Genomic DNA, 24,252 nt, shown 5'->3' with positions numbered 1-24,252 from the left:
ACACTCAATATGACGAAAGTGGCCATGCAAGACCCTAAACACGCCCAAAAAGACGCCTATCAACTGATCCTCGAGGCAATCGACAGCCACATTTACAAGCCGGGTGACCGGTTGGTGGAAAGTGACCTTGCAGATCGGTTCGGTGTGTCGCGGACCCCGATCCGTGAAGCGCTCCAGCGTCTTGAGACGCAGAGCCTGCTGACCCGCGATGGTCGGTCGCTGATTGTGGCGTCCTTGGATCATACGCAGATGGCAGAGCTGTACGTGGTGCGTGGTGAACTCGAAGGGCTGGCAGCACGACTTGCTGCGCGGCACGCCACGCCCGAAGAAATTCGCGTGTTGAAAGATATGGTTCAGGCAGACCGCAAGTTGCTGGGTGATCCGTCGGCGCTGAGCCGCGCGAACAAACGGTTCCACAAACAAATCCACCTTGCTTCGCACAATCGGTTCTTGGTTCAACAACTCGACCTTGTGCATCGATCGATGGCGCTGCTTGCGACGACATCATTGGCGGCAGAGGGGCGCGGTGATGATGCGCTTGCTGAACATGATGCGATTGTTGAGGCGATTGCGGCGGGGGATGGGGATGCGGCGGATAAAGCGCTGCGCGAACACATTTCAAAGGCTTTCGTCACGCGATTGAAGCTGGACGCTGCGAAGGTCGAAAACAGTTAGGCTCCACCGAATTTTCCATGCGCCGTCTTGTCCCAGTAAAACGGGCGGTGCAGGAGTTCGCCTAACCCCTTGTAGGCTGCGAGGCTGGCGAGCGGGAAATAGAGGTGCAACGTGGGCACCCACGGTAAAAGCCACAGCCGCCCCGATGCCCTAGCCCCGAGGATGGCAGCGGTGAGGTGGACGGCTTCGGAGGTCGCGAATAAAACCGACAGCGTGATCAAGCCTGACGGTGGTAGAACGTCTCTGACTGGATGCCAAAGGCCGAGCGGGATGGCCCAAAAACTCCACATTAGCGGCGCGGTTACGAATTGGGTCAGTGTACCGAGGAATTGTACCTGAAATCCTAAGAATTTCCGCCAGCCAAGATCGCTTAGCAATTGTCGCGGGTTTCGCATGTGAACACCGTAGGTGATCGCATAGCCCTTGAGCCATCGTGACCGCTGTTTGATCCACGGCCAGACGTGACTGTTGGCCTCTTCACCCGTGACAGTTCGAACGATTTCAGTGCGATAGCCATGTCGGGCGAGGCGCACGCCCAAATCCGCGTCCTCTGTCACGTTATGCGCATCCCAACCGCCAAGCTTTTCTAAAACGGATCGTCGGAAAAACAACGTGGTGCCGCCGAGTGGGATCAGAAAGCCGAGGCGTTCGAGCCCAGGGAGGATGACGCGAAACCAAGTGGCGTATTCCAGTGCGAAGCAACGCGACAGCCAGTTCGTTTTGGCGTTGTAGAAATCGAGCATCCCCTGAAGGCAGGCGACCTTAGGTCCGACAGCGGCAAAGCGGGCGACAATTGCGCGGATCTGCTGAGGATCGGGCGCGTCTTCGGCATCATAAACGCCAATGATGGACCCTCTGGCAAAAGTCAGTCCGTAGTTCAGCGCGCGCGGTTTCGTTTTCACCGTCCCTTGGGGCACAACGATAGCCCGCATAAAACGGGGGAGCGTGGTTGCCAACAGGGCCTGCCGCGTCATCTGATCGTCCGCTTCGAGCAAAAGACACACGTCCAAGAGATCGTGCGGATAGTCCAAGGCCGACAGCCGATCCACTAAACGCGCCGCGATTTCGCTTTCGTGATAGAGAGGCACCATGATCGTCACGATCGGTAAACGATGGGGCGCGGCTGGGGGCGCTGGTTTTGCTTCGGGGCGGAACTGCATGATGACGGCGGCAGCCTTAAGTGCGGTATTGGCAACGGTCCAAAACAACATGATGCCAAAGAGCACAATCGCAGTAGGCCCGAACCACGCAAAGAGGCTGGCGATGGCGAACGCGATAAAACCCAGCGTAATATTGGCCGCATGACGAGCATTCCAGCCGCGGCAGCTTTCCCCGCTCGCCACTTTTTCTTCGGCAAGGCGGGCGAGGGTGTCATTGGCACAGGATCGAATGGCGGCGTGAAGCGCAGCTTCGGTCGTTACAGCCCATCGAATTGCACCGAATTGCGAGGTTAGCTTTTCGCGGTGGCGGGCAAAATCTTCAGGGCGGGCGGTTAGGATAATGACCTCGCCCGCCATAGACCGCCAAGGAAGAATAGCATTTTCGATACAGTAGGTCGCGCCGATTTGATGTAGAAGCCGCGTGTCGGGTTTGTGTTTGCAAGGATCAACCATGCCGACACCTGCGATGGCGGCCTCGACCTCTGCCATTTTGGCCGCGCTGATCGACAGTCGCAGACGCAAGGTATCCGCCAATCGACAGCCCTGTCTGCTTGCGTCCTGTTCAGCGACCGCCACGCGCTGGGCAGAGGCAAACCCACGGCGGATCACCTCTTTGCCCAAAGGGCTCAGAGACGGTGCAAACGGTTCTACCACAACCGTCCTGAAACTGCGCGTGTGCTGCAAAAAGAAAACTCCCGACTTTTCAGGCGGGAGTTCACTCTATTTCGGCTTAAAGCGGCGTTAACGCGATTAGGCTTTGCGCGCTTCCATGGCGTCGGCGAAACGCTCGAACAGGTAGAAGCTGTCCTGCGGACCCGGCGATGCCTCTGGGTGGTGCTGAACCGAGAACACCGGACGATCAGCCATGCGGATGCCGCAGTTCGATCCGTCAAACAGCGAGATGTGGGTTTCGACAACACCTTCGGGGAGCGTCTGGCTGTCCACGGTAAAGCCGTGGTTCATTGACGTGATTTCGACCTTGCCCGTGTCTTTGTCTTTGACAGGGTGGTTTGCACCGTGGTGGCCGTGGTTCATTTTCACAGTCTTTGCGCCGAGCGCGAGCGCCAGCATTTGGTGCCCGAGGCAGATACCAAAGACGGGTAGATCGGTGGTATCCAGAACCTGTTTGATCATCGGAACAGCGTACTCGCCGGTCGCCGCTGGGTCACCAGGGCCGTTCGAGAGGAACACGCCATCAGGATTGTGCGACAGGACGTCTTCGGCGGTTGCTGTTGCAGGCAGGACGATCACGTCGCAGCCCGCGGAAGCAAGGCAGCGCAGGATGTTACGCTTTGCGCCATAGTCAACGGCAACGACCTTGTGTTTCGGTGCGGTGTTCGGCTGATAGCCATCAGGCCAAGCCCAACGCATTTCGTTCCATTTGTAGGACTGTGCGCAGGTCACATCTTTGGCGAGGTCGAGACCGACCAGACCTTTGAACCCACGTGCCGCAGCGACGAGCGCCTCAGCGTCGAAGTTACCTTCGGGATCGTGGGCGAGAGCGACGTGAGGTGCACCTTGCTGGCGGATAGCGCGGGTCAGGCGACGGGTATCGATGCCGCCGATACCGATGCGACCTTTCTTAGTGAGCCAAGCGGTCAACTCTTCGGTCGCACGCCAGTTCGACGGCTCGGTCGGGTCCCATTTGACAACCATGCCAGCCGAAACGGGATCGGCTGTTTCGTCGTCTTCTTCGTTGACGCCAGTGTTGCCGATGTGTGGGAAGGTGAAGGTGACGATCTGTCCAGCGTAGGACGGATCGGTCATGATTTCCTGATATCCCGTCATCGCTGTGTTAAAGCAAAGCTCTGCGGTGGTCTGGCCCGTCGCGCCGAACCCCTTACCATAAAACAGAGTGCCATCAGCTAGCGCGAGGCAGGCGGTCGGTTTTTGGGCGGTTCCGTTCGGCATGGCAGCGACTCCTTATGGTCAAATTGCTGCGTTACTAGGCATGAGCCACCATAGGGTCAAGGCCGTAACGTTCCAAGCCTCAGATGAGGTTGTCACGAACGGATAGGACAGGTAAAGCTGCGCGGATGTTATCGCTCGCAAGGGGAACGGGATGGACATGCGTGAACGGATTAACGCAGCACTCAAAGAGGCGATGAAGGCGAAAGACGCGGGACGGCTTTCGACACTTCGTTTGATCAGTGCTGCGATCAAGGACCGCGAAATTGCTGCTCGTGGGGATGGTGAAGAGTCGGTCATCGGTGATGATGAGGTTCTCGCGATCCTTGGTAAAATGGTAAAGCAACGTCAGGAAAGTGCCCGCCAATACGAAGAGGGCGGTCGTCTGGAACTGGCCGAGAAAGAACGCGGCGAGATCAGCGTGATCGAAGATTTCCTGCCGCGTCAGTTGGATGACGCTGAGGTTGACGCAGCGATCACTGCTGCTATGGCCGAAGTCGGCGCGGAATCGATCCGCGACATGGGCAAGGTGATGGGGGCCTTAAAGGCCAAATACACTGGCCAAATGGACTTTGGCGCTGTTGGCCCGATGGTCAAAGCAAAACTGGGATAAAAAATTAGGGGGGCGCTGGCCCCCCTTTTTGTTTCTGCTGTCTTACGCGACAGATCGGATCAAACGACCCAAGCGGGCGATGCCTTCGTTGATTTCTGGCGGGCGGGCGCAGGAGAACGACAGGCGGATCGTATTTCCGTTCGACCCATCCGCGAAAAAGGCCCGGCCGGGCACAAATGCGACTCTTTCCGTTTCAAGCGATTGCGCGAGAAGCGTTGCACCGTCGATATGCGCGGGCAGGGTGATCCAGACAAACATGCCGCCTTCGGGACGGGTCCAAGTCACGCCCTCGGGCATTTCGCGTTCCAGCGCGGCGAGCATGTTGTCTCGACGGCTCGAATAGACTTCGCGCAGCTTGGCAACCTGATCGGCAAAACCATCTTTGGCGACGCGATGAATTGCGATTTGGTTCAGGGTGGAGGAATGCAGGTCTGCTGCCTGTTTGATCAGAACGAGACGCTGGATCACAGGTTTTGCGGCAACAGCCCAACCAACGCGAAGACCAGGGGCGAGCGTTTTGGAGAAACTGCCACAGTATATAGTGCGCGTGTTTTCAATGCCGCCCGACCGTTGGATATCGAGCGCGAGGATCGGCGGGACCGCCTCGCCATCATACCGCAGACCTTGATAGGCGGCGTCTTCGATCACGGGGATATCGAGCGATTCAGCGAGGTCGAGAAGCGCGTTGCGTGCGCGTTCATCCAATGTGATACCTGTTGGGTTCGCAAAGTCAGAGCTGGTGTATGCGAATTTTACCTCGCCACCCGCTTCTTCAGCAGAGGCTCGGTAATCGGCGGCAGAGCGGTTTGATGCTGGATCAAGGCGGTCGTACGAGGGTTCGTAAGCGTTAAACGCCCCGAGTGCGCCCATGTAAGTTGGCCAACCCACCAAAGCTGTATCGCCCGGAGATAAAAACAGTTTGCCCAAGTAATCTAAGGCTTGCTGCGACCCTGAGGTGATCAGGATGTTTTCAGTGGTGCAGTCGATCCCAATGTCGCGCATCTGGCTCGCGATCCAATCGCGAAGCGGTAGATAGCCTTCGGACACAGAGTATTGCAGGGCTTGTTCAGCCTGAAGGCCACTAAACAGGTCCGCAAACGCGTCCGCAAAGGCTTCTTTGGGGAAAAGTGCGGGGTCAGGAATGCCGCCCGCAAAAGAAATAATGTCAGGCTGGTCCAAAAGTTTGAGCAATTCGCGGATTTCAGATGCCTTCATCCGTGATTGGCGCGTTGCGAAAACCTGTTCCCAGTCCATGATTCCCTCCCGTGGGGTCTGTGATGGGTGAGAATTGATCTGGCCTGTCATTAAGTCAATAGAGCTGACCTAACAGTCCCGTTAGCGCCAAATATTATGGTGTTTCGTGAAAAAATTCTTTTTGGACATGTAAAATTTGACATGCATCAAAGTTTTCAGGGAGCGCGAATGGCATCGTGAACCCACGGCGCGCCTTGACGCTACCTCCCCTGCGGTTGGGGTGCGCCATAATATCTCAACGTATCAGACCTTTCGAATATTGCCGAAAGCGCGTTGAAGCACTAGAACCTCCCCAAAGCTCGGGCGGAGTCTGTGACTCGGTCCGCTCATGATTTGACCAAAAGGGGAGAGCCACATGGCAGATGCAGCCATCCATGGCCATGAACATCACGACGAACGGGGCTTCTTTACCCGTTGGTTCATGTCCACCAACCACAAAGACATCGGGATCATGTACCTGTTCGTATCGGGTATCGTAGGTTTCATCTCGGTCGCCTTTACTGTCTACATGCGTCTCGAGTTGATGCATCCGGGCGTTCAGTACATGTGCCTTGAAGGTGCGCGTTTCATCGCGGACGCTTCTGCGCCCTGTACTCCGAACGGTCACCTCTGGAACGTTATGATCACCTATCACGGTGTTTTGATGATGTTCTTCGTGGTTATTCCGGCTCTGTTCGGTGGCTTCGGTAACTACCTGATGCCGCTGCAAATCGGCGCTCCGGACATGTCGTTCCCACGTATGAACAACCTGTCGTTCTGGATGTATGTCGCTGGTGTTGCGCTGGGTGTTGCGTCCATGCTGTCGCCGGGTGGCAACGGCCAGCTCGGTTCGGGCGTTGGCTGGGTTCTCTACCCGCCACTGTCGACTTCCGAAGGTGGCTATTCCATGGACCTCGCGATCTTTGCGGTTCACGTTTCTGGTGCGTCGTCGATCCTTGGTGCGATCAACATCATCACGACCTTCCTCAACATGCGCGCGCCGGGCATGACCCTGCACAAAGTGCCGCTGTTTGCATGGTCGGTCTTCGTGACTGCATGGCTGATCCTTCTGTCGCTGCCTGTTCTGGCTGGCGCAATCACCATGCTCCTGATGGACCGTAACTTTGGTACCTCGTTCTTCCAGCCTGCTGGCGGTGGTGACCCGATCCTGTATCAGCACATCCTGTGGTTCTTTGGCCACCCGGAAGTGTACATCATCATCATCCCGGGCTTTGGTATCATCAGCCACATCATCTCGACCTTCTCGAAAAAGCCGATCTTCGGCTACCTCCCGATGGTCTACGCAATGGTTGCAATCGGTGTTCTGGGCTTCGTTGTTTGGGCACACCACATGTACACCGTTGGTATGTCGCTGAGCCAGCAGTCCTACTTCATGCTCGCAACGATGGTTATCGCTGTTCCGACTGGTGTTAAGATCTTCTCGTGGATCGCGACCATGTGGGGCGGTTCGGTAGAGTTCAAATCGCCGATGCTCTGGGCGTTCGGCTTCTTGTTCCTCTTCACCGTTGGCGGCGTGACCGGCATCGTTCTGTCGCAGGCAGCAGTCGACCGCGCTTACCATGACACTTACTACGTGGTTGCTCACTTCCACTACGTGATGTCGCTGGGCGCTGTGTTCGCGATCTTCGCAGGTATCTACTTCTACCTGCCGAAATTCTCGGGCCGCGCTGCACCGGAATGGGCCGCAAAGCTGCACTTCTGGATGATGTTCATCGGTGCAAACCTGACCTTCTTCCCGCAGCACTTCTTGGGCCGTCAGGGTATGCCGCGTCGTTACATCGAGTATCCAGAAGCATTCGCTCAGTGGAACTACGTATCGTCGATCGGTGCATTCATCGCCTTCGCATCGTTCTGTTTCTTCATCGTCGTTCTTGCGTACACCCTGCTTGCAGGCCGTCGTGAGACCCGTCCGAACCCGTGGGGCGAATTCGCTGACACGCTGGAATGGACCCTGCCTTCGCCGCCGCCGGAGCACACCTTCGAGCAGCTGCCGAAGCAGGAAGACTGGGACAAACAGCACGCCCACTAAGATACGCAAAACCCCGGCCTCAGCGCCGGGGTTTTCATTTGTTGGACCGCGACAGGGCGTCCCCTTTACCCATGTCTCTGCCCGCCTATAGTTACGCGCAGAAACAGCTGCAAAACTCACATGCCTTACGAATGGATTGACCCTGTGCCGGAGGCCGACGCGCCCTTGGCTGAACTGCACCTCTGGCCTTATCGAAGCCTGCCGAAAGCGGGGTTCGTCTGGTTTGTCGGGGGAACGGTGACACTGCTGTCGCTGCCGCTTTTGGCAGTGATTGGGACGGCGGTTCTGTGGGGGCTGCTGCCGTTTATCTTGCTCGTCACTTGGGCGATGTGGGCCGCGCTCCAGCGTAGTTATCGGGATGGCGAGATATTGGAAGAGCTGTTGATCTGGAACGATCACCTCACGCTCACCCGTCACAACCCGCGCAAGCCGACCCAGAATTGGGAGGCCAACCCCTATTGGGTGCGTTTGACCCGCCATGCGACTGGCGGTCCTGTGCCAGAATATCTGACGATGAAAGGCCAGTCTGACCGCGAGGTAGAGATAGGGGCGTTTCTCACTGTCAGCGAACGCAAACGGCTCTATTCGGAAATTCGCGAGGCGCTAGATCGCTGCCGTTAACCCGCGCAGCGCGGTGTTACCACACGGTCGAATGTGGACATCAACGCAACGTCGACATCTTCCATTGTCACGGGAAGTCCTAGATCAACAAGTGACGTGACACCGTGCTGAGTGATCCCGCAGGGCACGATCCCGCCAAAATGGCTGAGGTCGGGCTCTACGTTGATCGACAGGCCATGGAAGCTCACCCATTTCTTGAGCCGAACACCAAGGGCCGCGATTTTATCTTCGCGCACAGATCCATCGGGCAAAAGGGGCTTATCGGGGCGAGGCACCCAAACACCGACGCGACCATCGCGAATTTCGCCGTGCACGTTGAATTCGGCGAGGGCTGCGATGATCCACTGTTCCATATCGCGCACAAAGCACCGCACATCGCGCCCGCGTTCGCCCACGTTGAGCATCACATAGGCTACGCGCTGACCAGGGCCGTGGTATGTATATTGCCCGCCACGTTTGCTCTCAAAGACAGGGAACCGATCAGGTTCGAGCAGGTCCGCAGGTTTCGCAGAAGTGCCCGCCGTGTAAAGCGGAGGATGTTCGACCAGCCAAATTGCTTCTTCAGCCTCGCCTGCGTGAATGGCTTCGGCGCGCGCCTCCATAAAGGCGACGGCTTCGTTATAGTCGGTCAATCCAGTTGAGGTGATCCATTCTACCATGGTTCATGCGGGCAAAAGCCCTGCCTCCTTAATTGCGGGGATATAGGTTCGGCTGACGGGAATATCCGCGCCATAAGACATCGTCAGGATCGCGCGGTCGCCCGTGCGTTTGGCCGATGTGACTGCGGCGGTGGCAACCCAATGGGACCGATGCACCTGTAGGCCAGCGGTCTGCCCCACCTCTTTGATCGCATCTGCCAATCGCATCAGAATCATCTCTTCGCCCTTATCGGTTCGGATACGGACATAATGATCCTCGACCGAAATCGCCACCAATGCGCCGCGCTTTTCCATCGGCAGACGCGAGAGGATCGAGGGGAGGCTGGGAGCTGCAGCAGGCGCTGTCGATGGTTTAGCGACGAGCTGTAGGATCAGGGTTACGACCGCACCGATAACAAAGACTGACAAGGGTAGGGTATAGGCGTCCTGACCTGACGGCACAAAATCGATAAGCGCCCAGTTCACCGCAAGAACGATCGCCATAATGGTCAGGCCATTTGCCACAGCCGTGACGAGAGAGCGGAGAGGCGGGGAAAAGCGGTCTGGCATGGCGGCGCGGCAGTATGCGCTGACACCATAGCCGCCCGCGTAGGTCAGGGCGATCATCACCAGCCAGTAGCCAAGGCGCGGGAGCGCGCGCATCGTCTCTCCCGATCCGAAAGGAGCCACCACGGTGAGGACCACAGCAACGCCCACAATCACAGCCGCCGTAACAGGTTGGCTAAAATGGCGTCGCAATTCACGAAGCGCAGAATGCGATGGCTGTGTGGTCACGGTCGTCTTACGCCTTTTCACGTATCCCGCGTTGAGCGGCTTGGTTGGTTCGGCTTCAACCTAAACAACTCATTCCCAAAGGAGAAGCAAATGTCGTTCGCCCCATTCCTCGCAGCCTCACCCACTATTCAGATACATGCCATCGCCGCCACTCTCGCGCTCGTCCTCGGACCTGTTGCGATTTACCGTGATCGGCGGGACGTGCTGCACAAATGGATCGGCTATATTTGGGTGATTGCGATGCTCTGCACGGCGCTATCGTCCTTTGGAATCCGCGCATATGCGGTCATTGGTCCCTTTAGCCCGATTCACCTGCTGTCATGTCTGGCAATTTGGTCGATTTGGGTGGGGATGCGCTACATTTATCAGGGAAATATTCGCGCCCACCGGAAAACTTTTCAAAGTCTTTATTGGAATGGTGTCCTTGTGGCGGCTTTGTTCAATTTCTTGCCCGGACGCATCGTAAACCGCTTGTTTTTCAACGATGCGCGCGAAATTGGCTGGGTTGTGATCGGCGCTGGAGGGGCATTTTTGGTGGGCCGTATCCTCGTGTCACGACAGTTGTTTGCACGACTGACATGATTTCTTCATTTTTGCTCTTGAGGTGGGTGCGTGGTTGGTCTAGAGACCGCGCACCAAGCCTAGACAGTGCGGTCGTGGCGGAATTGGTAGACGCGCAGCGTTGAGGTCGCTGTGGGGTAACTCCCGTGGAAGTTCGAGTCTTCTCGACCGCACCAACTACTCTCCTGAGATTGTTGATTACATTAAGTAAGCGCCCCTTAAACGGGTGCGTTTTCTGCCGTTACACCGTTCAGCGTTTGTACGGAGTAACCAATGGCGATTTACACGAAAGTAGGGTTTGGTACCTCGGATCTGATCGGATTTACGGGGAGCACCTTCACAGTCGGGTCAACAATCCATTTGGACCCGAACTGGTCTGCATCGACCGATGGTTACAACTTCTCCATCGACGACGCCGATTTGCTGTTGTTGATCGAAACCTCAGATACGCTTTTTGGTGGTGACCGTAATAACGACGAAGTTGGTGACGACGGCTACAAGCAAACGCTCACTTTGCGCGATCCTTCGGGGAATGTTGTCGCAAGCGGCAGATCCTACCTAGAAGATGTCTATGTGTTTCGGGCGCCCGATGGCTCTGAAGTTCGGCTTTACACGGTAGAGGTTGGAGGCGTTTGGGTCGGCACTCTTGCTGACAAGCAAATGACGCCAGGTGTGACCTATGAGCTGGTCTCTACCTCCAATACGGATGGTGTCAGCTACAGTACGCTCGTTAGTCAAACCTACGAGTCATCGCAGTTTAACACCATGGTTGGGTCCAACACTTATGGTGACACGCTGTATGGCGGGATCGGCAATGATACCATCATTGCACAAGGTGGCGATGATACTATTGACGGCGGGTCGGGCGACGACACCATTTACTATGGGGCTGGGAATGACCTCGTTTATGGCGGCGATGGCAACGACGTTATCGATGATGTCGGTGGCACCCAGCTGAGCGGTGCCGATACCGTTTATGGTGGGGCAGGGAACGATACCGCGTGGCTTGGCCTCGATGGGGATACGTTCTATGGCGGAACTGGAAACGACACCGTTTACGGCGAAAGCGGGAATGACACGCTTTACGGTGAGGTCGGCGACGACTGGCTTCAAGGCGATGATGGTGATGACATCCTCGCCGGTGGTGATGGAAACGATGTTTTGTTCGGTGGGACGGGTAATGACGTTTTTGTCGTCTCGTCTGGTTTGGACTACATCGGGGATTTTGACCTAGGCGACAGCAACTTTGATGGTCGAACCAACGATCAGCTTGATGTCAGTAACCTAACGAACGGAAACGGCGACCCGATCCGAACAGTTGATGTAACGGTCATCGACGATGGGTCTGGAAATGCAAAGCTGATGTTCCCGAACGGGGAGCAATTGATCCTTGCGGGCATTGCGCCATCTCTGGTCGACACCGGGGCTGAGCTGTTCAAGATCGGCATCCCATGTTTCACCGCAGGCACAATGATTTTGACGCCGAAAGGCGAGGTGCCTGTCGAGAACCTCCGCGTTGGTGACATCGTTGTCACCCGAGACAACGGCCCACAGCCCATTGTGTGGTGTGGATCGCGGCATTTGTCATCGGATGAATTAGACGCCTCGCCAGACCTGAGGCCTATCCGACTTGATGCGTCGATATTGGGCGGCGACCGTGGACTACTCGTGTCTCCCCAACATGGAGTATTCACGAAGACCGAAGAACGCGGTGGTTCCGATGCACTTGTGCGGGCAAAGCACCTCGCTCGGCTCAAGGGCGGGAAGGTTCGGGTAGCTCAGGGTGTGAAAAAGGTGACCTACGTGCATCTCATGTTCGAGAAACACCAGATCATCTACGGCAACGGGATTGCGTCGGAGAGCTTCTATCCTGGACCTTGGGGATTAACCGCGCTTGAGCGTGAGTCGGTGTTTGAGGTGCTACGTTTGTTCCCAGAAATAGGTCGACTCGGAGCCGAAACGGGCTACGGGCAAACTGCGCGACCAGTAGCGAAATTCCGCGACCTTCCAGAATCTATTAGCGACATGGCATTGTCGCAACTATGAAGGACAGTCGCTTGACGTAAGGCAAGCTAGAACGAATTTTTCCTGAAGGGCCCCGAAACCAAAGTCTATTTGACTGATGTTTGCGCCAACTAAAGTCATTTGTCGGGAATTTAGGAATGTGATGGGTAAAAACAACCTAACTGGTTGCAATATGGAAAGTGGACGGGAATAGTTCTCCTTACAAACGGGCGGGCAAACCGCTGTAGATATCAGGGAGTGCCGTTTTGGCTTCAAGCGCAACGGACAGCGCGTTCGTAGAATTCGAACGCGTGCAGAAAAGTTATGATGGCGAGACGCTCGTCGTCAAAGATCTCAACCTGAGCATGCCGAAAGGCGAGTTCCTTACCATGCTTGGACCGTCAGGGTCTGGTAAGACCACGTGTCTTATGATGTTGGCAGGGTTTGAAACCGCAACTCACGGTGACATCCGTATCGGCGGCGTCTCGATCAACAATATCCCTCCGCATAAACGTGGTATCGGGATGGTGTTCCAGAACTACGCGCTCTTCCCTCACATGACGGTTGCTGAAAACCTCGCTTTCCCGCTTGAGGTTCGCAAAATCGGCAAGTCGGAGCGTGAAGAGAAAGTGCAGCGCGCGCTCGATATGGTTCAGATGGGCCGTTTTGGTGGCCGTCGTCCTGCACAGCTCTCGGGTGGTCAGCAGCAGCGTATCGCACTTGCACGTGCTCTCGTGTTCCAGCCGGAACTGGTCCTCATGGACGAACCGCTTGGCGCGTTGGATAAACAGCTCCGCGAACACATGCAGTTCGAAATCACGCGCCTTGCGCACGAACTGGGGATTACGACAGTTTACGTGACCCACGACCAAACCGAAGCGCTAACCATGTCTGACCGCGTTGCCGTGTTCGACGATGGCCGTATTCAGCAGCTTGCGCCGCCGGACCAACTCTATGAATCGCCACAGAACAGCTTTGTTGCGCAGTTCATCGGTGAAAATAACACGCTTACTGGCGTCGTTAAGGAAATCGGCAACGGCAAGTGCCTCGTCCAGCTGGATGGCGGCGATTTGATCGACGCAAAGCCAGTTAACGTGAAAAATGTTGGCGATCGCACCAAGGTGTCGATCCGCCCAGAGCGTGTCGAAATTAACAAGGACCGTCTGTCCCCAGATGCCCATACCCTCAAAGCTGAGGTTTTGGAGTTTATCTATATGGGCGACATCTTCCGCACACGCTTGCGCGTTGCTGGTCATGATGATTTCGTTATCAAAACACGTAACGCACCTGATCAGGTACGTTTGCAGCCCGGCGCGATGATCGACATCGGCTGGTTGCCAGAGGATTGTCACGCACTCGACGCTTGAGTTCGTGATTAATGAATGCGGGAGGCCCCACCCGGGCGGGCCCCTGCAAAATCAAATCACCGGGAAACCACGGGAGAATAGTATGAAACTTACTAAAACACTTCTTGCTACTTCGGCTCTTACCGTTGCTGCTGGCGCTGCATTCGCAGACGCACACATGGCTTCGGATATGACCCTTGTGAGCTGGGGCGGCGCTTACCAAGCATCGCAGACCAAAGCTTACTCGGAGCCCTATATGGCTGCGAACGCTGGCGTAAACATCGTTTGGGACGAATCCTCGGCTGAAGCCGTTGCGAAACTCCGCGCGATGAACGAGTCGGGTAACATCACTTGGGACCTCGTTGACGTAGAAGCTGCTGACGCTATCCGTCTTTGCGACGAAGGTCTGGCGATGGAAATCGACCACGACGCGATGCTCGCTGCTGGTGACGACGGTTCCACCGCGTCCGAAGACTTCGGCGACTCGATCATCTCTGACTGCTTCATCCCACAGATCGTGTTCTCGACCACTGTTGGCTACCGCGCAGACATGGTTGGCGACAACGCACCAGACTCGATCTGTGCGATCTTCGACACCGAAACCTACCCGGGCAAGCGCGCACTGAACAAGCGCCCGCTGGCAAACATGGAATGGGCTCTGCTCTGTGACGGCGTTGCAAAAGACGACATCTATGACGTTCTCGCAACTCCGGAAGGTCAGGACCAAGCGTTCGCAAAACTCGACACCATCAAAAATGACGTGATCTGGTGGTCGGCAGCTGCTGAAACTCCGCAGCTCCTCGCTGACGGCGAAATCGTAATGGGTTCGACCTACAACGGTCGTCTGTTCTCTGCGATCGCAGAACAGGGCCAGCCGATCGGCATGCTCTGGGACGCTCAGATGCTCGACTTCGACGGTTGGGTAATCCCAGCTGGTCTGCCGGAAGATCGTCTGGCACGCGTTCTGGACTTCGTATCCTACGCAACCGACACCCAGCGTCTGGCTGATCAGGCTGCATACATCTCCTACGGTCCGGCTCGTGCATCGTCCGCTCCGCTCGTAGGTAACCACGCTGAGCTGGGTATTCCTATGGCTCCGCACATGCCGACCGATCCGAACAACTCCAAGAACGTCTTTGTCACCCAGTACGACTTCTGGGCTGACTACCGTGACGATCTGGACGCTAAGTTCCAAGCCTGGCTCGCCCAGTAATCGGACCTAGTTTGGCCCTGCTGTCAGGGCCAGACAAAAAATTGCCACGGCCCCAATCGCGGGCCGTGGTCACTCGGGACGGGACCATTTTATGACTGACGCGACCACCGACGCCGGTAAGCTGACGACAGCTGACGGCCAGAGCCTCAAAAAAAGTTTGCACAAAGCACTCCGCCGCCAAAAGGTACGGGCGTTGATGCTTATTGCACCTCTACTTCTCTTTATTCTGTTGAGCTTCATCGCTCCCATCTTCGACATGCTTTTGCGGTCTGTAGAGAACGATATCGTGCCGGATACGATCCCGCGCACAATCGTTGCACTTGACGATTGGGATGCAACTTCGGACGAAGCGCCGGGCGAAGACGTCTTTGCCGCGTTCTACACCGACTTTGCGATTGCCGAAGAATACAAGAGCCACACTCGTCTGGGTTCGCGCCTGAACTATGAACTGACTGGTATCTCCTCTCTGTTCCGTTCTACTGGCCGCAAGGTTGGTAAGTTTGAAACGGAGTCCTACACTGAACAATTCACCGCGGCCGACGCTGCATATGCTGATCCTGCACAATGGGCTGCATGGATGGCGGATGATGCGGTGCGCGCGGCACTCCCGCAGACGGCGGACGCTTATGATGCATGGTCCAAGATTGTTGTCGATCTGAACAACGATGTTCCATCCGAAGAAGTCCCTGCAGATTTCGTTTATACTGGTCTTTACAATGACTTTATGGACGGAGCTTCGGTCGCGTCTATGCCGTCGGTCGACGTGACTGCATGGGAGCCTGTGTCCCTTCGTGAGCAGTTCATCGACGCGAATGACGGCTGGGCCGATCCTGCGGTTTGGTCGACGATCAAAACCTATGGCGGTGACTACACCAGCGGCTACTTCCTAAACTCGGTCGATATGCAGCTGTCTGGCGAAGGCGTAACGCAGCGCCCTGAAGACGAGCGTATCTACATTACACTGTTCGTCCGCACGATCATTCTGTCGATCGTCATCACTGGCTCGTGCATTTTGCTCGGCTACCCGATCGCTTTCCTTCTGGCAAACCTGCCACTGCGGAGCGCGAACGTCCTGATGATCCTCGTTCTGCTGCCATTCTGGACCTCGCTTCTGGTGCGGACCTCGGCATGGAAGGTTCTGCTGCAGAATCAAGGCGTGATCAACGATATCCTTGTCTGGCTGCATATCATCGCTGACGACAACCGGCTTGAGCTGATTAACAACGCAACAGGTACCATCATCGCGATGACCCACATCCTGTTGCCGTTCATGATCCTGCCGCTCTATTCGGTGATGAAAACGATCAGCCCGTCCTATGTTCGCGCTGCGAAATCAATGGGCGCGAATGACTGGACTGCCTTCTGGCGCGTCTACTTCCCGAACTCGGTTCCGGGTATTGGCGCTGGTTCGATCCTCGTTTTCATCCTGTCCATCGGCTACTATATCACCCCCGAGCTGGTTGGCGGCACCAAAGGTGTCTTCATCTCGAACCGGATCGCATACCACATCTCCAGCTCTCTGAACTGGGGTCTGGCCGCGGCTCTTGGCTCGATCCTGCTCATCCTCGTGCTTGCGCTCTACTGGCTCTACGACCGTATCGTTGGCATTGATAACGTGAAACTCGGAGGCTGATCACAATGGCACTTCCCGCATATGCAAGCACCGCTCAACGGGTGTGGCACTACAGCTACCGGACGATTTGTGGACTGATCTTTTTCTTCCTGATCGCACCGATCCTCGTGATCATCCCGCTGTCTTTCAACGCGCAGGACTTCTTTACGTTCACGCCTGAAATGCTGCGCCTTGATCCGGCTGGGTATTCGTTGAAGCACTACAATGACTTCTTCAGCAACTCCGACTGGCAGTTGGCGCTGAAGAACTCTCTGCAGATCGCGCCGATTGCGACCCTCGTGTCTGTAAGCCTCGGCACGCTGGCGGCTATCGGTCTGTCGCAGAGCCACGTTCCGGGTCGTCGGGCGATTATGGCGGTGATGATTTCGCCAATGATCGTTCCGTTGATCATCTCGGCAACGGGCATGTATTTCTTCTACTCCAACCCATACATCCCTGTTCCGTTCTACGGCAAAGTTTACCTGCCGTTTACTCTGACAGGCACACGGGCTGGTGTTATCCTTGCTCACGCGGCTCTGGGTATCCCGTTCGTTATCATCACTGTGACCGCGACGCTGGTGGGCTTTGACCGCTCGCTGACCCGCGCCTCTGCGATGATGGGTGCGAACCCTGTGACTACGTTCTTCCGTGTTCAGATGCCGCTCATCTTGCCGGGCGTGATCTCTGGCGCGTTGTTCGCCTTCATCACCTCCTTCGACGAAGTGGTGGTTGTGCTCTTCGTGGGTTCGGCTCAGCAAAAGACGCTGCCGTGGCAGATGTTCATCGGCCTGCGCGAGCAGATCAGCCCGACGATCCTCGCTGTTGCAACGATCCTTGTGGTGCTGTCGATCATGCTGCTGACCACGCTGGAACTGCTGCGTCGTCGGTCCGAACGCCTGCGCGGTATGTCACCGGGCTGAGCCCTTGGGGCATTGAATTGAAAAGGGCGGCCGCTTAGGCCGCCCTTTTTTATGGGAGAAGAACCAGCCAGAACGAGGCCGTCAGTATCGATACCGCCGTTCCCAGAAGAACCGCAGATGCAGCCACCCGCCGTGCTTGGCCATACATGTTGGCAAAGAGAAAAGCGTTGACCCCAGGTGCCATCGCAGAGGTGACGACGGCAGAGCGGAATGATGATAGCGGCAGCCCCAGCATCTTGCCCATGCCCCAAACGACAAGAGGGTGCAGGATCAGCGACACGGTGATGATAAAGCCCACCGTGGGAAGGTCGCCGTCTGGACGATAGCGGAACAAGATGCCACCCAAACCAAACAGAGCCGTCGGAAGCGCCGCGCGAACCATGAGGTCGATTGCTTCGGTCAGGACAGACGGCAGTGTGTAACCAGACAGGTTCACGATCACACCGCAAATGATCCCGATGATCAGCATGTTGCGGAACATCGCGCGGAGCACCTTTGCGGGGAGTTGCGCGATAGACCCGCCGCGATTTTTGACGATTTCCATCGCAGTAATGCCGACAGCGTAGCAGAACGGCGAGTGGATCGCGATAATCGCAAAGTTGGCCGATAGAGCATCGACCCCATAAGCACGCTCTGTGATCGGCAGGCCCAGTAGGAGCGAGTTCGAAAACAGACCGACGAAACCAATTGCAATGGCTTCTTCCCATGTGCGGTGGAAAATGAACCTTGCACCGAGGATGCCGACGCCAAAACCCGTCAGCGCCCCCACATAGAACGAGGCCCAAAGCGCGGCATCAAACGACCCTGCTAGGTCAAGGTTCATCATTGACCTGAACAACAGCATGGGGATGGCAAACCCTTGGGCAAAGGTCATGAGCGCGTCCACGGCCTCGGCCTTGAACCAACCGCGCCACGCGGCGACATAGCCAAAGGCAATGACGATAAAGACAGGTAAAACCACCTGTAGCAAAGCAGACATGAGGGAGCCTTCCGAGACGGAATATTAAATGTCGAACGACAATGTCATGCCGTCATAAGCGGGCATGATATGGTTTGGCGTTTCAGCCGCAACCGTTTCGTAATCAAGGTCGACATGCATGTTCGTCAACACGGCCTGTTTGGGCGCGACCCGTTCAATCCACTGGAGCGTTTGTTCCAGATGCGAATGGGTCGGGTGTGGCGTGCGACGCAGAGCATCAACGATCCAGCAGTCGAGGTCATTCAGATGGTCCCAAGCCTCGTCATAGAGGTAGGCAACATCGGGCAGATAGGCGACGCCGTTGATCCGAAAACCTAGCGCATCGATAGAGCCGTGGTTGACCCTGAACGGGGTCAGCGTGACATCACCGCCCGCGCCCGAAATTGTCACGGGGCCATCGATCATGTTTAATTCACAGATCGGCGGGTAGGGCGATCCTTTGGGCTGAACAAAGGCGTAGCCAAAGCGCGACAGAAGGCTTTCGGATGTGTCGCCATCGGCCCAGACCTGCAACCGTTTACCCGTGTTGAAAACGATTTGGCGCACATCATCGAGGCCATGCATGTGGTCGGCGTGTGCGTGGGTAAAGACCACGCCATCCAACTCTCCGACACCCGCATCGACCAGTTGGTCCTTCATGTCGGGGCCAGTGTCGATCAACACGCGGGTCGCATTGTCGCCATCCCAGCGGGTGACAATAATCGAACAGCGACGGCGGCGGTTCTTGGGATTGGTTGGGTCACAATCGCCCCAGATGCCACCAATGCGCGGCACACCGCCCGACGATCCACAGCCTAGAATTGTGACCTCAAGCCGAGCCATCAGAGTTTGGCCTTTGTGAACAGGCGATCAAAGTTGGCGGTCGTGGCCTTTGCGAAGTCCTCATAGGAAACGCCGAAAACGTCCGCGCCGACTTGCGCCGTGTGGATCGTGTAACCTGGTTCGTTGCGTTTGCCGCGGAAGGGTTTTGGCGCGAGGTAGGGGCTGTCCGTTTCCACCAAAATTCGATCGAGCGGGGCGGTCGCGAAGATGTCCCTGACCTCTTGGGATTTGGGGAAGGTCGCGATGCCAGACATCGACAGATAGAACCCCATATCCAACGCAGCGCGGGCCAGTTCTGGACCAGAGCTAAAGCAATGCATAACGCAAGTGTAAGCGCCGTTATCCATCCCTTCGCGCAGGATTTGCGCCATATCTTCGTCCGCATTGCGCGCGTGGATGATCAGCGGCAAACCTGTTTCTCGGGCGGCGTCAATGTGGATGCGTAGCGACTGTTTTTGTAGTTCTGCACTGTCGGGCGTGTAGTGGTAGTCCAGACCTGTTTCGCCGATACCGACCATTTTTGGATGTGAAGCATAGCCAACCAGTTGATCGACCGTGACGAGAGGCTGTGCCTCAACGCTCATCGGGTGAATACCCACGGCATAAAAGACCTCGGCATGGGCCTCTGCAATGGCGCGGACCTTGGGTTCGTTGTGCAGTTTTGTGCAGATCGTCACCATGCGTGTCACGCCAGCCTCAATCGCGCGGGCGATCACGTCATCGCGTTCCTCGTCGAAATCGGGAAAGTCGAGGTGGCAGTGGCTATCAACGATTTGGGCTTTGGGGGACATATCTGCCTCAGTCTGCGGCCACGGAGCGGGCCGTTTCTTCGATCCTGAAAACCATATCAAGGATGAGCGCGGCAGGGTCAAGGTTCACCGCCCGACCGCGGCGCACCTTGAGCGACAGTTCCTGCTGTAGTTCTGCCCATCGACGCGCAGCGAGGTCATGCGGCGCGATCCGTGCCAAGAGGCGTGCTTCGCCCATCGCACCTTGGGTGCTGGGTTCACCGACGAGGCCTGTCCGTGCCGCACGCGCAAGCAATAGATCGATCAAGTCGAGCGCCATCGGGAACCGCGCCTCGGCCCCTTTACCTGCGCAGCTTTCCGCGAGCTTCAAAGCGGCCGTGCGATCAACGTTCGGCAGTTTGTCGAACATATGCACCAGATCGTGATACATCTGCAGCCCGTCGTGGTTCATCAAACGGATCGCTTCACCTACGGACCCACCTGACAAGGTGGCGAGCGCTTCTGTTTCGTCCACGTGAACGTCTGCCTGCGCCAAGGCTTGCGCGACATCTGCAGGAGACAAGGGCTTGCACCGCAGTTCGCGGCAACGCGACCGAATTGTCGGCAACAGCCGCGATGGCTGGTGGGCGAGCAGCAGGAGCGTTGTGCGTGCTGGCGGCTCTTCGAGTTCTTTGAGGATCGAGTTCGCGGCTGTGACGTTCATCTCATCGGCCACGTCCACGATCACCACGCGGCGACCACCGTCAGCGGCGGACATGTGAAAGAATTTTTTCAGATCCCGCACGGGGTCAGCGGTGATCTCAGTGCGCAACTTGCCTGTCTTTTCATCCACTGGACGCCGCACGATCGAAAGCCGCGGATGACTGCCTGCACGGATCAGCGCCATGTCAGGATGATCGGCACTGATCGACAGTGATGTCGGAGCAGGGGGCGCGTCACCAAAGAGGCCACCGTCGGCGGGTTGTTCGGTGAGCAAAAACGCAGCGATTTTGTAGGCGAGGGTCGCTTTGCCGATGCCTTTGGGCCCTGTGATCAGCCACCCCGAATGGAGTCGACCAGAGTTATAGGCTTCTAGGAAGGCGGCTTCCGCTTGCTCTTGACCGAACAGGGTTTCGGTTTCACGCGGGTGGGGTGCACCCTCGATCCGATCTGGTTCGGGGAGGTCATCGCTCATGCGCGATCCTCAAAAATGGCAAGGACTTCTGCAGCGACTTCATCTGCTGTTCGATTGCCTTCGACCACGACACAGCGGTCAGAATGCGCACGTGCAATCGAAAGGAACCCGTGACGAACGGTTTCTTGGAACGAGAGGCCGAAATCCTCAAAACGGGCCTCTGCATCGGGGCGGGCCAATCCACGCGCCAGAGCGATTGCAGGATCCATATCGATAATAAAGGTGAGATCAGGCTCTTGGCCGATCATCAAATCGTGCAGCTGATCGACTTTCGCCCGCAGATCGCCACGGGTCGCGCCCTGATAAATACGGGTACTGTCTGCGAAGCGGTCACACACAACAATCTTTCCCGCCTCAAGTGCGGGGCGAATGGTCTTTTCCAAGTGATCTCGGCGGGCAGCGGTGAACAAAAGGATTTCTGTTTCAGGCGACCAGCGGTCAGTGTCACCCGTCAGGATAAGCTGACGGATTTCTTCGGCGCCGACGCTGCCGCCAGGTTCACGCGTGTGGATCACATCGTGGCCCTTGGCACGCAGCCGTTCAGCCAACATTTTGGCCTGAGTAGATTTGCCGGACCCGTCGATCCCTTCAAAGGTAATGAGTTGTCCGCGGGTCATTATCGCCTCAGGCATTATCGTCTGTTGTTGCCGTATCGGCGTTGCTCATGACTTTGTCCAACAGAACCATCACGGCGGTGCGCATACGGATCGCAAACCCACCAACAGGAACGTCAGCTTCAGCGACGAGCGGGATGCGACGCTCTGGAAGATCATCAAAGCGAATGATCAACTCGCCCAAGTTTTGGCCAGCGGCAATCGGCGCCTCAATCGGAGCGTTGAAAACAACTTCACCGTCGATGCTATCCCCGCTCAGGATTGGCACGAGCATCGATACGTCCTCGGCAACGGTCAGTCCAACGGTTGGTGCTTGCCCCATCCATACGCTGGCTTCTGCGACGCGGGTGCCTGTTTCGATCACATTTTTCTGGGCAAATTGACGAAAGGACCAGTTCAGGATGCGCTGCCCCTCTTCGGCGCGAGCGGCTGCACTGTCGAGCCCCGTGACCACGAATACAACGCGACGGTCACCCTGTTTTGCAGAACCAACGAGGCCATAGCCTGCTTCTTGGGTGTGGCCAGTTTTCATCCCATCGGCACCGAGGCCAAGGCCAAGGATCGGGTTGCGATTCTGGCTGTTCGACGGAACGCGACCGTCAAAGAGGAACTCTTCCTCTGCGAAAATCGGGTAGTATGTTGGGAAATCGGTGATCAGGCGTTGAGCGAGGATACCAAGATCGCGCACAGACATACGCTGGTTCGGGTCAGGCCAGCCGTTCGAGTTGGCAAAGGTGGAATGCATCATTCCCAGATCTTGGGCACGCGAGGTCATCATGCGGGCAAAGCCAGCTTCGGTGCCATCGGGCGACAGGTTTTCCGCCAGAACTGCGCTTGCGTCGTTGCCCGACAGGATAATCACGCCGCGGATCAGATCTTCGACGCGGACACGTTCACCGCTGCGCAGAAACATCGACGACCCTTGGTAGCTCATCGCGTGTTCAGACACGAGCAGCTCGTCATCGGGCGACAGTCGTCCGTCTGCTATGGCCTCAAACGCGAGGTAAAGTGTCATCAGCTTCGACATTGACGCCGGAGGCAGTGGCGTGTCCGCATTTTTTTCCAACAGGACCGTGCCTGTCGTCATGTCATAGACATAGGCGGCACGGGCATTGGTTTCGAACGATTGCGCAGCGGCAAACGTTGCGGTCAGGGCCAGAAGGCATGCTGTCAAAAGGCGGATGATCATCTTAAAGCAATCCGTTTCGTTTAATTGGTCACAGCGTAGGCATCAGCATATCCAAGGCCTTTTACGCGCGAAAGAAGGTCAGACCGTTCAGCCGAGCTCTGCGCAGGGCCAACAACGACCCGCCAGAATGGGCGGCCTTGGCTTTCTTGGGCAAGAATGGTCGTGGTGATGCCATTCCCATTCAAGATCTCAGCCGTGCGGTCCGCGTTCGATTGGATCGAGAAGATACCGATCTGAATATAGGGTTTCGTTAGGGCCGATGTCGCGACCGCTGCTTGCGGCGCAAGAGCGGCTGTCGCCACTTGTTCCGCTTCAGCCGCAGAGATCGCCGCCTCAGCATTCGCAATCGGGTCAAGCGACGTGGTCTGAACCTCTTCGCCCGCAATCGCCGTTTCATCGAAGTTCGAAATTGGGGCGGGGGCCTCAACCGGAGCTTCTTCGCGGCGGAGCGCGGTCACTTGCAGTGATGCAGGTGCGCCAGCCAGCATACCCAATGCCGCAGCCGTGTCAGAGGACACTTGCAACGCAGGACCAGGCTGTTCGCGTTCACGGCGGAACAGGGCGCCAATCACGAATTTTCCGTTTTCTGTGTTGCGAATAATCACGCGCTCTGGGTCAACGACATCAGGATGCGCCACCCAAACACCGCCCAAGGACGGACGCCCGTCCCACAGGCCGTTATCAGTGACTTGGAACACTTCGGGGGCTTCAACGTCGCGCTCTACCAGCTGCACGCTTGGGCTTGCTTGCTCGGTCGAGGCCGCGCCGCCCAACTGTGGGAATTGGAATTGGCCGTTGCTGTCACAGCCTGTCAGAACGGTCGTTGCAAGAAGGCCTGCCACAACCCACGAAATTTTGCCCGACATTATGTTGCCCCTATCATTATGCGGATATGCCGCTGCACCAGTTTTAGTGCGTTCTGCTCTCGTCGTTAACACCATAGCGTTGCGCCACCACGTTTTAAAGCCTTCAGCGCCAAAGGTCGGCGGTTTTCCGAACATTGGTTTTTAGCTTCCAGAATCAAAAGCATGCCGTTAGTCACCGCAGGCGCAGGAAGTGTGGCCGAGTGGTTTAAGGCTCTAGTCTTGAAAACTAGCGTGCGGGGAACCGTACCGTGGGTTCGAATCCCACCGCTTCCGCCACAATCCCTCATCAAAATCTGGATCAGCCATTAACTGTTCAGCATCCGGTAGACTGCTAGTGTAGCCGTTGCACCAGTATGATCGCTGACCTGGCCAACTGTGATGAAGAAATGGATCGGGCGTCCGCTCGTGTCTTTGACAGCATGCAGCTTGGTGTTCACGCCACTCGTTGTCTGAACAATTGGACGTTGACGCCCCTTTTTCGGCCACAGGCTTGAGGCTGTGCGGTATGCC

Annotated in this window: 22 protein-coding genes and 2 tRNA genes; 12 read left to right on the top strand and 12 right to left on the bottom strand. The window is 56.6% G+C overall.

The features are described from left to right. The first annotated feature begins 24 nt into the window (after positions 1-24). Positions 25-675, top strand: a complete 651-nt coding sequence (locus AC1QQ2_RS03195; RefSeq protein WP_067550996.1) for a GntR family transcriptional regulator — start codon at positions 25-27, stop codon at positions 673-675. Here AC1QQ2_RS03195 and AC1QQ2_RS03190 read toward each other — a convergent pair. After that, positions 672-2,489: a glycosyltransferase gene (locus AC1QQ2_RS03190; RefSeq protein WP_479712050.1), complete on the bottom strand. Its 1,818-nt coding sequence runs from the start codon at positions 2,487-2,489 to the stop codon at positions 672-674. The two genes, AC1QQ2_RS03195 and AC1QQ2_RS03190, sit on opposite strands and share 4 nt — an antisense overlap. 96 nt (positions 2,490-2,585) lie before the next feature. After that, complete coding sequence (gene carA / locus AC1QQ2_RS03185) at positions 2,586-3,746, bottom strand: glutamine-hydrolyzing carbamoyl-phosphate synthase small subunit (protein ID WP_105234541.1); 1,161 nt, start codon at positions 3,744-3,746, stop codon at positions 2,586-2,588. Between the two features lie 151 nt (positions 3,747-3,897). On the opposite strand from carA, the gene AC1QQ2_RS03180 reads away from it, so the two are divergent. Continuing rightward, positions 3,898-4,356 carry a GatB/YqeY domain-containing protein gene (locus AC1QQ2_RS03180; RefSeq protein WP_249944330.1) on the top strand — a complete coding sequence of 153 codons (459 nt, stop codon included), beginning with the start codon at positions 3,898-3,900 and terminating at the stop codon, positions 4,354-4,356. Positions 4,357-4,398: 42 nt separating this feature from the next. On the opposite strand, the gene AC1QQ2_RS03175 is transcribed toward AC1QQ2_RS03180, so the two are convergent. After that, positions 4,399-5,610: an aminotransferase-like domain-containing protein gene (locus AC1QQ2_RS03175; protein ID WP_479712049.1), complete on the bottom strand. Its 1,212-nt coding sequence runs from the start codon at positions 5,608-5,610 to the stop codon at positions 4,399-4,401. 355 nt (positions 5,611-5,965) lie between these two features. On the opposite strand from AC1QQ2_RS03175, the gene ctaD reads away from it, so the two are divergent. Together ctaD and AC1QQ2_RS03165 are read left to right on the top strand one after the other, a co-directional pair. After that, entirely contained in the window at positions 5,966-7,639 is a 1,674-nt protein-coding gene (gene ctaD / locus AC1QQ2_RS03170; protein ID WP_067550981.1) for a cytochrome c oxidase subunit I, read from the top strand. Positions 7,640-7,759: 120 nt separating this feature from the next. Beyond that, entirely contained in the window at positions 7,760-8,260 is a 501-nt protein-coding gene (locus AC1QQ2_RS03165; protein ID WP_438987612.1) for a DUF2244 domain-containing protein, read from the top strand. On the opposite strand, the gene lipB is transcribed toward AC1QQ2_RS03165, so the two are convergent. Both lipB and AC1QQ2_RS03155 read right to left on the bottom strand, forming a co-directional pair. After that, positions 8,257-8,919 (bottom strand): lipoyl(octanoyl) transferase LipB, encoded by a 663-nt coding sequence (lipB, locus tag AC1QQ2_RS03160; protein ID WP_479712048.1) that lies wholly within the window; start codon positions 8,917-8,919, stop codon positions 8,257-8,259. The two genes, AC1QQ2_RS03165 and lipB, sit on opposite strands and share 4 nt — an antisense overlap. A gap of 3 nt (positions 8,920-8,922) precedes the next feature. Further along, complete coding sequence (locus AC1QQ2_RS03155) at positions 8,923-9,693, bottom strand: LytTR family DNA-binding domain-containing protein (protein ID WP_479712047.1); 771 nt, start codon at positions 9,691-9,693, stop codon at positions 8,923-8,925. A 90-nt stretch (positions 9,694-9,783) separates the two neighbouring features. On the opposite strand from AC1QQ2_RS03155, the gene AC1QQ2_RS03150 reads away from it, so the two are divergent. From AC1QQ2_RS03150 to AC1QQ2_RS03120, 7 genes are all read left to right on the top strand, one after another. After that, positions 9,784-10,275: a DUF2306 domain-containing protein gene (locus AC1QQ2_RS03150; RefSeq protein WP_105234547.1), complete on the top strand. Its 492-nt coding sequence runs from the start codon at positions 9,784-9,786 to the stop codon at positions 10,273-10,275. 68 nt (positions 10,276-10,343) lie between these two features. Next, positions 10,344-10,430 (top strand) — tRNA-Leu (locus AC1QQ2_RS03145). A 97-nt stretch (positions 10,431-10,527) separates the two neighbouring features. Further along, positions 10,528-12,300, top strand: coding sequence for a Hint domain-containing protein (locus AC1QQ2_RS03140; protein WP_479712046.1), 1,773 nt, complete (start codon positions 10,528-10,530; stop codon positions 12,298-12,300). Between the two features lie 224 nt (positions 12,301-12,524). Then, positions 12,525-13,625 carry an ABC transporter ATP-binding protein gene (locus AC1QQ2_RS03135; protein WP_105234549.1) on the top strand — a complete coding sequence of 367 codons (1,101 nt, stop codon included), beginning with the start codon at positions 12,525-12,527 and terminating at the stop codon, positions 13,623-13,625. An 82-nt stretch (positions 13,626-13,707) separates the two neighbouring features. After that, on the top strand, positions 13,708-14,817 hold the full coding sequence (locus tag AC1QQ2_RS03130; RefSeq protein ID WP_479712045.1) for an extracellular solute-binding protein: 1,110 nt from the start codon (positions 13,708-13,710) through the stop codon (positions 14,815-14,817). Between the two features lie 91 nt (positions 14,818-14,908). Next, complete coding sequence (locus AC1QQ2_RS03125; protein ID WP_479712044.1) at positions 14,909-16,450, top strand: ABC transporter permease; 1,542 nt, start codon at positions 14,909-14,911, stop codon at positions 16,448-16,450. A gap of 5 nt (positions 16,451-16,455) precedes the next feature. Further along, positions 16,456-17,349: an ABC transporter permease gene (locus tag AC1QQ2_RS03120; RefSeq protein WP_067550953.1), complete on the top strand. Its 894-nt coding sequence runs from the start codon at positions 16,456-16,458 to the stop codon at positions 17,347-17,349. Positions 17,350-17,398: 49 nt separating this feature from the next. On the opposite strand, the gene AC1QQ2_RS03115 is transcribed toward AC1QQ2_RS03120, so the two are convergent. Genes AC1QQ2_RS03115 through AC1QQ2_RS03085 form a run of 7 tightly spaced genes read right to left on the bottom strand, consistent with a single transcriptional unit; the run spans position 17,399 to position 23,742 of the window. Continuing rightward, the gene (locus AC1QQ2_RS03115; RefSeq protein ID WP_479712043.1) at positions 17,399-18,328 is read right to left on the bottom strand and encodes an AEC family transporter; all 930 of its coding nucleotides are present in this window, start codon (positions 18,326-18,328) and stop codon (positions 17,399-17,401) included. Positions 18,329-18,352: 24 nt separating this feature from the next. Next, positions 18,353-19,150, bottom strand: coding sequence for an MBL fold metallo-hydrolase (locus AC1QQ2_RS03110; protein WP_479712042.1), 798 nt, complete (start codon positions 19,148-19,150; stop codon positions 18,353-18,355). Then, positions 19,150-19,941 (bottom strand): TatD family hydrolase, encoded by a 792-nt coding sequence (locus AC1QQ2_RS03105; RefSeq protein WP_479712041.1) that lies wholly within the window; start codon positions 19,939-19,941, stop codon positions 19,150-19,152. Before AC1QQ2_RS03105 ends, AC1QQ2_RS03110 begins: the two co-directional genes overlap by 1 nt. A gap of 7 nt (positions 19,942-19,948) precedes the next feature. Continuing rightward, positions 19,949-21,073, bottom strand: coding sequence for a DNA polymerase III subunit delta' (locus AC1QQ2_RS03100; protein ID WP_479712040.1), 1,125 nt, complete (start codon positions 21,071-21,073; stop codon positions 19,949-19,951). After that, positions 21,070-21,690: a dTMP kinase gene (gene tmk, locus AC1QQ2_RS03095; protein WP_105236301.1), complete on the bottom strand. Its 621-nt coding sequence runs from the start codon at positions 21,688-21,690 to the stop codon at positions 21,070-21,072. The genes AC1QQ2_RS03100 and tmk overlap by 4 nt, the downstream gene beginning before the upstream one ends. Before the next feature lie 7 nt (positions 21,691-21,697). Next, positions 21,698-22,876: a D-alanyl-D-alanine carboxypeptidase family protein gene (locus AC1QQ2_RS03090; RefSeq protein ID WP_479712039.1), complete on the bottom strand. Its 1,179-nt coding sequence runs from the start codon at positions 22,874-22,876 to the stop codon at positions 21,698-21,700. Between the two features lie 20 nt (positions 22,877-22,896). Beyond that, on the bottom strand, positions 22,897-23,742 hold the full coding sequence (locus AC1QQ2_RS03085; RefSeq protein ID WP_105234557.1) for an SPOR domain-containing protein: 846 nt from the start codon (positions 23,740-23,742) through the stop codon (positions 22,897-22,899). A 186-nt stretch (positions 23,743-23,928) separates the two neighbouring features. On the opposite strand from AC1QQ2_RS03085, the gene AC1QQ2_RS03080 reads away from it, so the two are divergent. Then, positions 23,929-24,018 (top strand) — tRNA-Ser (locus AC1QQ2_RS03080). Positions 24,019-24,252 lie beyond the last annotated feature (234 nt).

The sequence above is a fragment of the Aestuarium sp. genome (assembly GCF_023253315.1).
GTDB classification, from domain to species: Bacteria; Pseudomonadota; Alphaproteobacteria; order Rhodobacterales; family Rhodobacteraceae; genus Marivivens; species Marivivens donghaensis.
The sequence above is the reverse complement of the archived record's forward strand: the minus strand, read 5'-3'. Positions and strand labels throughout refer to the sequence as shown.